Source organism: Ligilactobacillus murinus DSM 20452 = NBRC 14221 (genome assembly GCF_001591685.1).
Lineage (GTDB): Bacteria > Bacillota > Bacilli > Lactobacillales > Lactobacillaceae > Ligilactobacillus > Ligilactobacillus murinus.
Genome location: NZ_BCVJ01000020.1, coordinates 24,380 through 32,922, shown reverse-complemented (window position 1 = coordinate 32,922; position 8,543 = coordinate 24,380). Strand labels below are relative to the sequence as shown.

7 protein-coding genes are annotated in these 8,543 nt (G+C 39.9%); all 7 read right to left on the bottom strand.

Annotated elements, in window-relative coordinates:
* Window positions 1–50: 50 nt before the first annotated feature.
* The 7 genes from smpB to LMU01S_RS05360 all read right to left on the bottom strand — a co-directional run bounded on the left by smpB (window position 51) and on the right by LMU01S_RS05360 (window position 8,522).
* A complete protein-coding gene (gene smpB, locus LMU01S_RS05390; RefSeq protein WP_056958037.1) occupies window positions 51–518 on the bottom strand; it encodes an SsrA-binding protein SmpB in 468 nt (155 codons plus the stop codon).
* A 22-nt stretch (window positions 519–540) separates the two neighbouring features.
* Window positions 541–2,931: a ribonuclease R gene (gene rnr, locus LMU01S_RS05385; protein ID WP_056958039.1), complete on the bottom strand. Its 2,391-nt coding sequence runs from the start codon at window positions 2,929–2,931 to the stop codon at window positions 541–543.
* 99 nt (window positions 2,932–3,030) lie between these two features.
* A complete protein-coding gene (gene secG / locus LMU01S_RS05380) occupies window positions 3,031–3,267 on the bottom strand; it encodes a preprotein translocase subunit SecG (RefSeq protein ID WP_004048247.1) in 237 nt (78 codons plus the stop codon).
* Between the two features lie 87 nt (window positions 3,268–3,354).
* Window positions 3,355–4,920, bottom strand: a complete 1,566-nt coding sequence (locus LMU01S_RS05375) for a ClC family H(+)/Cl(-) exchange transporter (protein WP_056958041.1) — start codon at window positions 4,918–4,920, stop codon at window positions 3,355–3,357.
* 124 nt (window positions 4,921–5,044) lie between these two features.
* Window positions 5,045–6,370: a phosphopyruvate hydratase gene (gene eno, locus LMU01S_RS05370; protein ID WP_056958043.1), complete on the bottom strand. Its 1,326-nt coding sequence runs from the start codon at window positions 6,368–6,370 to the stop codon at window positions 5,045–5,047.
* A gap of 118 nt (window positions 6,371–6,488) precedes the next feature.
* Window positions 6,489–7,244, bottom strand: a complete 756-nt coding sequence (gene tpiA, locus LMU01S_RS05365; RefSeq protein WP_029507338.1) for a triose-phosphate isomerase — start codon at window positions 7,242–7,244, stop codon at window positions 6,489–6,491.
* Window positions 7,245–7,328: 84 nt separating this feature from the next.
* Entirely contained in the window at window positions 7,329–8,522 is a 1,194-nt protein-coding gene (locus LMU01S_RS05360; RefSeq protein WP_056958045.1) for a phosphoglycerate kinase, read from the bottom strand.
* Window positions 8,523–8,543: the final 21 nt, after the last annotated feature.

Here is an 8,543-nt window from a genome sequence, read left to right as displayed (position 1 = left end):
CAGGTCATAAAAAAAGTATCAGTATCCTGTAATAAGGATACTGATACTTTTTAACTATAATTTTTTAATGTTCGTCTGATCTCGCGTTCTTGATCACGACGTTTGATCGTCTCACGTTTATCGTAATTATGCTTTCCTTGGGCGACCCCGAGTAAAACTTTGGCAAAACCATTTTTTAAGTAAACCTTCAAAGGTACGAGCGTGATCCCTTTACCACTTGTTTCATCTGCTAATTTAATGATCTGCTTTCGATGTAAAAGCAGTTTACGATTTCGCAACGGATCATGATTGAATCGATTTCCCTGAGTATATTCTGAAATATGAACATTCATCAACCAAGCTTCACCATTTTTGATCTGAGCAAAACCATCTTTTAAATTGAGGCGTCCTGCTCGCACCGATTTGATCTCAGTTCCTGTCAAAGCGATCCCTGCTTCAAGCGTATCTAAGATATAGTAGTCATGGCTTGCTTTACGATTTTGCGCTAAGGGACGTTCATGTTGCGCTTTTTTTACCATTTATCTCATTCCTTTTTTGACGTTACTTCTTTTGTTCACGCCGTTTTTTATAAAATGGTTTACGTCCTCCACCATTTCGGTCACCCAAACGAGGTTTATCACGTTTATAGTCACGACGGTTATTGTTGTTTTGTCGTTTGAAGGGACGCTTACCACGTTTATCACCACTTTTACGATCAAATTTCTTTCTTGGTGGCATTTCAGGTAATTCAACACCTTCTAGTAGATCAGTTTTTGGTGCCTCACCTAAACTCAAAAGTTTAAAATCGATCTCTTTTTGTTCGGCATTGACATTGACTAACTTCACTCGGATCGGTTGTCCGATACGATAGGTCTGCTTTGTCTTGCGCCCGACTAAAGCCATTTGCTTTTCAACAAAAACATAGTAATCATCGTTGATCTCACTGATATGGATCAAGCCTTCGACCGTATTTGGTAGTTCAACGAACATCCCAAATTTAGTCACTGAGCTTACAACTGCATCAAATTCTTCACCGACATGATCAGCCATATATTCAGCTTTCTTCATTGCATCAGTATCACGCTCAGCATCGATCGCTCGCCGTTCAGCTTGTGAACTGTGTTGGCTAACTTCTGGTAATTCTGCTTGGAATTTAGCTTGACTAGCTTCACCAAGCCCATTTTCAGCGTAATAATGGATCATTCGATGAGCCATTAAGTCAGGGTAACGTCTGATCGGAGAAGTAAAATGAGTATAATCTTTAGCCGCTAAACCAAAATGTCCCAAAGGTTCTGGTGAATATTTGGCTTGTTGCATCGAACGGAGCAACATCACTGAGACCATGGGTTCTTCAGGTTTACCAGCAACTTTTTTTAAGATCTTTTGTAACATTTTAGGTTTGATGTCCGTCACTTTCCCAGTTACTTCGACACCTAAACCAGATAACATCTCAAAGAAAGACTTGATCTTTTCTTCTTTTGGTGTCTCATGGATCCGATAAATAAACGGAACATGTAAATTCTTATAGTGTGCTGCCACTGTTTCATTTGCGGCTAACATAAATGATTCGACCATGCGCTCACTTGTACCACGTTCACGTAATTGGATATCGATCGCATGCCCTTTTTCATCTACAATGATCTTAGCTTCAGTATCTTCAAATTCGATCGCACCACGACGCTTGCGCATTTTTAAAAGGATCTTGTGTAGTTCTGCCATCTCTTCAAACATCGGCACTAGGTCATGATAACGTTCTTTTTCTTTTTGATCATCTGATTCTAAGATCTTATTGATCGCTTTATAAGTCATCCGTTCCGTCGTTTTGATCACACTTGGAAAGATTTCGTGTGAAACTACTTCACCTTGCGGATCGATCTGCATCTCACAGGTCAAAGCTAGTCGTTCAACTTGAGGATTCAATGAACAGATCCCATTAGATAATTTAGCTGGGATCATTGGGATAACGCGATCCGTCAAATAGACTGATGTCCCACGCTCAAAAGCTTCTCGGTCTAATGGGGTATTAGGCGTCACATAATGAGATACATCCGCAATGTGGACTCCTAAATGATAGTTGCCATTGGCTAATTTTCGAACGCTGACAGCATCATCTAGGTCTTTTGACTCGATACTATCGATCGTTACCATTGGTTCACTTGTTAGATCGCGACGTCCGATCTTTTGTTCTGGAGTCACATGATCAGGGATCTTAGCCACTTGCTGCATCACATCTTCTGGAAATTGGTGTGGGATATCATGTTGATATACGATCTGTAAAATATCGATCCCTGGATCATTGACATTTCCGATCACCTTAGTTGCGATCCCCTTAATGATCCCTGGAAGTTCAGGACTTGGATAAGTCGTAATATCAGCTAATACGATCTCGCCAGCAACTGGATGTAGACCAGTATCTTCAACTAAAAAACGATAATTTGAAAGTTTCTTATCACGTAGATGAACGCTCCCAATGATCCCATTAGGTAGATTTTCACCTTCCAAAGGTTTAAATTCACCCACGACTTGTGTCAAATTCCGTTGAATGATCTTAGTGATCTTTCCTTCAGGCCTCTTACCGATCGTTGGATCACCTGCTGCGATCATTTCAACTTCGACCTCATCACCATTTAATGCTGAAAAAGTCTGTGTTGGATTGATAAAATAGTCTGGTTCTTCAGGATCGACCGTCACAAAACCAAAACCTCGGTCATTTGCATGAAAGATCCCCGGGAATTTAGGGGCGCTTTCATACCGAACAAGACTAAAATTGCCTTCATCATCCAAAGTAATGACTTTATCATGTTCAAGTTGAGCTACAGCTTGAACGACAAAATTAAATTGCCCAGCCTTATTCATTTTTAACTTGTCGGCTAGCTCTTGAACAGTAAATTTCTCTTCAGGTTCTGCTTCAAAGTAACCTATTAATGCTTCTTTTATCTTTTCTTTTTCCATTTAAATCCTCATCATTTCGAAATACTTGATCTTCACTGTTATTGCTTTACTCTAAAAAAGCCCCCTGTGATCATTATGCAGGAGGCTTTAAATATAAAGCTAGTGTGCCGAGATGTATACTAAAGCTAAAGATAACGCAAAGAACACGACCCCTAAAAAGGCAGTGACCTTTTGCATAAACGCTTCAAATCCACGTGGCTTTTGCTTACTAAATAATTCGGTAGCTCCTCCAGATAAAGCTGAAGATGCATTATCGGTCTTAGCTGGTTGCATTAAAACAGCAATAATGATCAACACTGACACGATCAATAAAAGTGTTAAAAGTATATTGTACAATTCAAATTTACCTCCTTACCCGCTATGGTAAACTATATCTATTATAATTTAGCATACTTACTAAAATTTTTCCAGTGACAATTATCCTTAATCCGGTGGTAGCTTGGATAATTTATTCAAATTTAATTGAACTGAGCGCCGATTTTTAGGTATGGTCAAAAGAACCAAAGTGTCGCCCGCTTTAAGCACTGTTTCACCATGTGGTAAGATCTCTTTTTCTCCTCTTCTGATCACTAATAGCAGACATTCTTTAGGCCATTTGATATCTTTTATCATTCTATCCTGTAAATTAGATCCTACAAAGATCGGAAATTCGAATTGTTCATGTTGTTCAGTCGATAAGAGCGAAACTTTAGCGGTATGTGCGGCCAGATTATCCAGCATTGCTTCATAAATAGGCCGTCCATGTAAAATATCACATACGGCATAAGCACTTAAAGTCACCAATGCTAACGGCATAAGATGTTCAAGCGATCCAACCATCTCGGTGACCAATAAGATCGCAGTAAAAGGTGCCTTACTTATTCCGGCAAAATACCCTGCCATTGCATAAACGATACAATTAGTCAAAAGTGCTGGAGTCACCAAACCGATACCAGCTAAAATTTTCCAATAGATTGCTCCTAAAAGTGCACCTAATGTCAAGATCGGTAAAAAGATCCCACCGGGTAAACTCGAACCATAAGAAAGCGTAGAAAAAACTAATCGTAGTAAAAATAGTCCTAATAATCCCAATAAAGATAAATGTAACACTGGTAGACTCGTGATCAATTTATTGCCCCCACCTAAAACTTTAGGCCAAAACATTCCGATAAATACGACTATACTTAGGGGGAGCAGACTATAAAAACGTGGTGTTAACCACTTTATTTTTTGATATAAATAGCTACTATTTAGTGTCAAAAACTCATATAGCAGACCTAAAAGACCTAAGATCACCCCTAAAATAAGCAATAAGCCATAACTTTTTGGAGGAAAACTCTGATCATGTGGTAGATATAAGACCGGTCGTAATCCAAAAAAACTCAAAGAAACAAAATTAGCTGTAACTGCAGCTGCTAAGGATGTCGTCCACACAAAAGGTGAAAAATTATGATAGATCTCCTCAACTACAAATAATGAAGCTGCGATCGGAGCATTAAATGCGGCTGCTAATCCAGCTGCCGCTCCCCCAGCTAATAAACAACGTTCTTTTGTCTTAGACAGGTGTAGGCCTTTAGCAACTCCTTGCCCTACCATTGCTCCTAATTGGATCGAAGGGCCTTCACGCCCTAAAAACAAACCTGAACCGATCGCCAAGACCCCACCGATCCATTTTCGCCATAGAACTGACCACCATTTCACTTCTAGTAGACCAGCTAACTGACCTTCAACTTGCGGGATCCCCGAACCACTGATATTAGGCTCTTTAGCCAAAAAATGTGCATTTACCAATAAGACCAACATTAAATATCCGATCACAAGTGGCCAAAGTAGCGGTATCTCTAGTAGTTTTGGATAAAGTGTCTGCATCACTGTGAGTAATTTTTCGATCACCAAGCGAAAGAAACTAACAACAAGACCAGCAACTACCCCAACAAAGGCCCCCTGCATGATAAAGCGAAAACGAATATAGTTTAAATTTTTAAATCTAAATTCCTGAATTTTTTTCATTTTTCTCCTATTATTATCTTACCGACAATACCCCTTATAAAAATTATGTAAAAACAAAAAGAGACCTATAACAGGTCTCTTTTTGTAGTAGCTATACTACTAGATTGTTAAGTCAATCAACTAATTATTTTTCTTCGATTGCTTGACGTGCTTGTTCACTCAAGTTGTAGAAAGAGTTGATACCCTTGTATTGAGCAACACCGCTTGTCAATTGATCTTCGATACGCATTAATTGGTTGTACTTAGCGATACGGTCTGTACGGCTCATTGAACCTGTCTTGATTTGGCCAGCGTTTGTAGCAACGACCAAGTCAGCGATTGTTGTATCTTCTGTTTCACCAGAACGGTGGGAAACGATAGCTGTGTAACCAGCTTCCTTAGCCATTTCAATAGCTTCGAAAGTTTCTGTCAAAGTACCGATTTGGTTAACTTTGATCAAGATGGAGTTTGCACAACCCATACGGATACCCTTAGCTAAGTATTGTGTATTTGTAACGAAGAAGTCGTCACCAACCAATTGAACCTTCTTGCCAAGTTCAGCTGTGATTTCTTTCCAGTCATCCCAGTTGTTTTCATCGATAGGATCTTCGATCGAGATGATTGGGTATTTAGCAACTAAACCTTCAAGATATTTGATGAATTCAGCTGTTGTGAATTCTTCACCTGTTGACCAGCGAAGTTTGTACTTGCCAGTTTCACCATCCCAAAGTTCAGAAGAAGCAACGTCGATAGCGATAGAGATATCTTTACCTGGCTTGTAACCAGCTGCTTCGATAGCTTTGATCAAGTATTGTAATGGTTCTTCGTTGTTTGCGAAGTCAGGTGCAAAACCACCTTCATCACCAACAGAAGTTACTTTGCCATCAGCTGCAAGAAGTTTTTGCAAGTTGTGGAATGTTTCAGAACCCATACGAACAGCTTCCTTGATAGAAGAAGCACCAACAGGCATGATCATGAATTCTTGGAAGTCAACCTTGTTATCTGAGTGTGCACCACCGTTGATAACGTTCATCATTGGTGTTGGCAATAAGTGTGCATTTGTACCACCCATGTAGTTGTACAATGGCACTTGTAATTCATCAGCAGCTGCACGGGCAACAGCGATGGAAACAGCCAAGATAGCGTTAGCACCAAGTTTACCTTTGTTTGGTGTACCATCCAAAGCGATCATAGCTTTGTCAATAGCGATTTGGTCTGTTACTTCGTAGCCAACGATTTCTTTTGCGATAATGTCATTTACATTAGCAACAGCTTTTGTAACACCTTTGCCCATGTAACGTGACTTGTCGCCGTCACGCAATTCAACAGCTTCGTGTTCACCTGTAGAAGCACCGGAAGGCACGATACCGCGACCAAAACCGCCATCTTCTGTGTAAACTTCAGCTTCAACTGTTGGGTTGCCGCGTGAGTCTAAGACTTCGCGAGCATAAATTTCTGTAATTGCAGACATAAAATATTACTCTCCTTTTAGTTTGATTGACTTTGAGAAATATTGTCCTCATCAATTATTTTAATGGTTTTGGCCTAAACTTTCAATCCATTTCATGAAGGTTCAAGCAAAAATTAATCTAGTCGTTAAAATTAACCAATTCTAGATATGATTCAGGAACTAATGAAGCCCCACCAACTAAGCCACCATCGATGTTTGGCTTAGCCATTAATTCTTTAACGTTAGCTGGTTTTACAGAACCACCGTATTGGATGCGAACTTTATCAGCAACGTCTTGGTCGTATAAGTCAGCAACAGTCTTTCTTACAACTGCACAGATCTCTTCTGCTTGGTCAGATGTAGCTGTCTTACCTGTACCGATAGCCCAGATAGGTTCATAGGCGATCACAAGGTTTGAAACTTGTTCTGCCGTTAAGTCTTTAAGCGCAGCCTTAACTTGTGCTTCGACCCATTCTTCAGCCTTGCCAGCTTCACGAGTTTCTAAAGATTCACCACAGCAAACGATAGGTGTCATGCCATTGTTAAAGATAGCATGTGCTTTTTTATTGATGTCTTCGTCTGTTTCATGGAAGTAGTCGCGACGTTCGGAGTGACCGATGATCACATAGTCAACGCCCATTTCTTTTAAAACTTTAGGTGAAGTTTCACCTGTAAAGGCACCTTCATCTTCAAAGTAGCAGTTTTCAGCAGCTACTTTTAATTCTGAACCTTTAGCATTTTCTAACAATGCTGGAAGATCAACAGCTGGAGCGGCAATAACAGATTCTACTTCTGTTGCCTTTGGTAATTTATCTTTAACGGCTTTTACAAATTCAGCAGTTTGTTCTGGATTCATGTTCATTTTCCAGTTACCTGCAATAATTGGTGTACGCACGAAAATCATCCTTTCAAAGAAAATTGTTTAAACAAACTGGCAGGGGCAAAAACATTACCCCTGTCAGCAATTGATCAATGGTTATTACTTGTCAGAAACGGCAGCAATCCCAGGAAGTGTCTTACCTTCAAGATATTCAAGAGATGCACCACCACCAGTAGAGATGTGTGTCAACTTGTCTGCGATACCTAATTTCTTAACAGCAGCAGTTGAGTCACCACCACCAACGATCGTAGTTGCATCTGTCAATGTGCCTAAGAATTCACCAACGCCAAGTGTACCCTTAGCGAAGTTAGGCATTTCAAATACACCCATAGGTCCGTTCCAAACAACTGTCTTAGCATCTTTTAAAACGCTCTTGAACAATTCAACAGATTTTGGTCCGATATCAAGTGCCATATAGCCATCAGGAATATCACCTTCAAATACTTTTGCAGGTGCATCATTGTTGAATTCAGGTGCACATACGTTATCAACTGGTAAGACGATCTTGTCGCCAGCTTTTTCAAGCAATTCTTTAGCCAATTCGATCTTATCTTCTTCAACTAAGGAGTTACCGATCTTGATACCTTTAGCAGCGTAGAATGTGTATGTCATACCACCACCAACGATGATCTTGTCAGCTTTATCAAGTAAGTGTTCGATAACACCGATCTTATCAGAAACCTTAGCACCACCTAAGATAGCAACGAATGGATGTACTGGGTTGTCAACAGCTTCACCTAAGAACTTGATCTCTTTTTCTAATAAGAAACCAGCTGCTGCTTGTTTCATGTTGCTTGCGATACCAACGTTAGAAGCATGTGAACGGTGTGCTGTACCGAATGCATCGTTAACGAATACATCGCCAAGTGATGCCCAGTACTTGCCAAGTTCTGGATCGTTGCCAGATTCTTTCTTACCGTCTAAGTCTTCAAAACGTGTATTTTCAACAACTAAAACATCGCCATCTTCCATTTCGGCAATAGCTTTTTCTAATTGTTCACCACGTGTAGCTGGTACAAAAGTAACTTTCTTGTTCAAAAGATCAGCTAAGTGTTCTGCAACTGGACGTAAAGACAACTTTTCTTTGTCTTCTTCAGTCTTGATACGGCCAAGGTGTGAGAACAAAATAGCCTTGCCACCTTGATCTGTGATGTATTTGATAGTTGGCAATGCAGCTACCATACGGTTATCATCACCGATAACGCCGTCTTTGATAGGAACATTAAAGTCAACACGAACTAAAACTTTTTTACCTTTAAGATCTTTTAAATCTGAAACAATAAGTTTAGACATAAGTAAGCCTCCATGATTTGT